3 protein-coding genes and 1 pseudogene are annotated in these 2300 nt (G+C 69.7%); all 4 read right to left on the bottom strand.

Annotated elements, in window-relative coordinates; translation table 11 throughout:
- Positions 1–31 precede the first annotated feature (31 nt).
- A complete protein-coding gene (locus FR728_RS19235; protein ID WP_244304781.1) occupies positions 32–910 on the bottom strand; it encodes an ATP-binding protein in 879 nt (292 codons plus the stop codon).
- The gene (locus FR728_RS19665) at positions 907–1203 is read right to left on the bottom strand and encodes a hypothetical protein (RefSeq protein WP_188318973.1); all 297 of its coding nucleotides are present in this window, start codon (positions 1201–1203) and stop codon (positions 907–909) included. Before FR728_RS19665 ends, FR728_RS19235 begins: the two co-directional genes overlap by 4 nt.
- 38 nt (positions 1204–1241) lie before the next feature.
- A complete protein-coding gene (locus FR728_RS19660) occupies positions 1242–1436 on the bottom strand; it encodes a hypothetical protein (protein ID WP_018303655.1) in 195 nt (64 codons plus the stop codon).
- Positions 1437–1608: 172 nt separating this feature from the next.
- Positions 1609–1815: pseudogene (locus FR728_RS19800) on the bottom strand (hypothetical protein); the annotation flags it as partial.
- Positions 1816–2300 lie beyond the last annotated feature (485 nt).

Raw genomic sequence — 2300 nt, 5'->3', positions numbered from 1 at the left:
GGATCGGGACACCGGGCGTGGCGAGAGGCGCTCAGCCATGGCCGGGCTCCTGCGCGGGCGCGGGATCGGCGGGCGTCACCGGCGGCCAGGTCAGGCGTTCGGAGGCAGGCGCCGCGGGGCGCTGGATCTTCTCCATCAGCCGGCCGAGATGCGGGGCCTCGACCATGTCGAGACGGCCCGAGCGGTCCTTGGCCGGATAGCCCCAGGGGTTCAGCGTCTGGCAGACGAAGGCGCGCTGCGGCTGGCCGCCGGGGTCCGGGATGTCGGCCATGGTGATGACCTGATCGACGATCCCCGGCAGCTCGAGCCCGGTCTTCGAGCCGTCGATTTGCGGCTGGAAGACCTTGCGATTGAAGTCGTCGAGCCGCTCGTCGAGGATGCCCACGAACCAGACATGCTTTCCGCGCGTGTGCTGCAGATGGGTCAGCCAGCCGATCATCTCGCGGCCATGCAGTCCGTAGGCGCCGCGGATGTCGGGCTTGCCGGTCTTCTCGGAAAACGCCTCGGGCTGGCCGCGGCACCACTGGAAGCAGAGCCGCCCGGCCACGGTGATCGAGTCGATGAAGACTGTCTCGTATTTGCCGATCACCGCCGGGTCGCCGTAGCGCCCGCAGACCTCGTCGAAATGCGCCTGGCTGTACGGCTGGTCCTCGCGCAGCGCCGGGTTCGGCCCGCCGATGAACACCGCGAAATCGCGGCATTCCTTCCAGGTGCGCGGCCGGAGCGTGTCGATCTCCAGCCCCTCGACCGCCAGATCCCCGGCTTCGAGGTCGAGGAAGAGCGTGGTGGAGGCATTCAGCGTCCAGAGCAGGCTGGTCTTGCCGATGCCGGACCGGCCGAAGATGACGCCCTTGATGCCCTTGCGCTGCGCGAGCCGTTCGTCGGCGCCGATGATGGGAAGGGCCATCATTGGCCCTCCTTCTTCATCACCGCCGTGGCGGCGCGATCTGCGCCGATGCACCCGGCCTCGCGGGCGAGCTTGTAGAGGCGCTTCAGCGCGTCGGCGCGGCGGTAGGCGGCCGTGCTCTCCCGCTCCGCCTCCACGATCGCGAAGGCGATCTCGTCGACGGTCGCCTCGACGACCGGCAACGGCTCGCGCGGCTCGTCTCCGGCGCGCTGCGGGAATGCGATGGTTTCGGGGAGGTCTTCGAGCGTGTAGCTCGCCTTGCGAAGACGGGTGATGTCGTCCGGCTGGTCCGGCATGGCGGTTCTCCGTGGGATGATGTGATCGAGGAGGCGCATCACGCGGCCTCGCGGACGTCTGGCGCGGGCTCGGCGACGTAGATCGCCAGCAGCGGCGTCCCGTCGGCATGGGCGCCGGCGTCCTCGATCTGATAGTTGCGGTTGGGCTCGCAGACCTCGGTCAGCTCCCAGCGGCGATAGAGCCCCGGAAGACGCCTGAAATCCTCGAGCGACAGATCGGCAGTGCGGTTCATGCGTGTCTGCTTTCGGTTGGAGGGAAGGCGCTCGGGGCGCTCGAATGGGAAAAGCCACCCGCGGGACCGGATCGGGACATCGGTTCAGGGGATTTTCCTGGAGGGCGTCGTGCAGCCGGCGCATCGCGCGCTGGTACCGCTTGCGGGCGGCGGCCTCGGTCAGGCCCAGCTCGACGGCAACCTCGGCCTGGGAGAAGCCCTCGATCGCCACGCGGATCACCAGCAGGGCGTCGTCGCCGAGCAGCTTCCGCACGGCGCCGTTGAGCCGCGCGTATCCGGCCGCGCCGATCCCGCTGTCGCCGCTGTCCGCCACTTCATCGGGATCGGCGCTGCTGGCGAGGTGTTCGCGCGCCGTGTCGCGCTGGCGCACGCGAATCATGTCGCGCTCGACGTTCCGCAGCACCGTGGCCGCGATCCAGTTGACGCGCCCGAGGTCGAGGCCCCGGACCGCCTCGGTGGTGCGCGCCAGTACATCGGACGCGACCTCGTCGGCGGTGCCGAGCCTGCGCCAGAGCGACCGGCGCCGGATGGCGTCGAGGCCGGGCCAGAGCGCGAGCAACAGCATCGTCAGCGCGCAGTCGGACGCGGGCCCGTCGCCCTGCGCCGCCCCTACCAGCGCGGCGAGGATCAGGTTTTTCCGGGCGGGATCGCCGGGGGTGCGATGCAGCCTATCCAGCAGGGCCGCCGGATCCCGGAACGGTGTGAGGGCAGCCTGCGCACGCCGGATGGCGTCGAAACTGCGTTGGAAGTGAAGCTTGGAAGATGAATCCGTAAGGTGATCGCGGATCGCGTGCCACGCGATGGACATTGGACGCCTGCCTTGCGGCCAGGCGTCCGGCGCCTTCTCGTGGCCAGGTCAGGACG

This window comes from Roseibium aestuarii, from assembly GCF_008477545.1.
GTDB classification, from domain to species: Bacteria; Pseudomonadota; Alphaproteobacteria; order Rhizobiales; family Stappiaceae; genus Roseibium; species Roseibium aestuarii.
Note: the sequence above shows the minus strand (reverse complement) of the source record. Positions and strands in the feature narration are given on the sequence as shown.

Bases quoted from the DNA above. Each gene is read 5' to 3' on its own strand.
- FR728_RS19660 (WP_018303655.1), bottom strand. From the start codon at position 1,436: ATGAACCGCACTGCCGATCTGTCGCTCGAGGATTTCAGGCGTCTTCCG.
- FR728_RS19235 (WP_244304781.1), bottom strand. From the start codon at position 910: ATGATGGCCCTTCCCATCATCGGCGCCGACGAACGGCTCGCGCAGCGC.
- FR728_RS19665 (WP_188318973.1), bottom strand. From the start codon at position 1,203: ATGCCGGACCAGCCGGACGACATCACCCGTCTTCGCAAGGCGAGCTAC.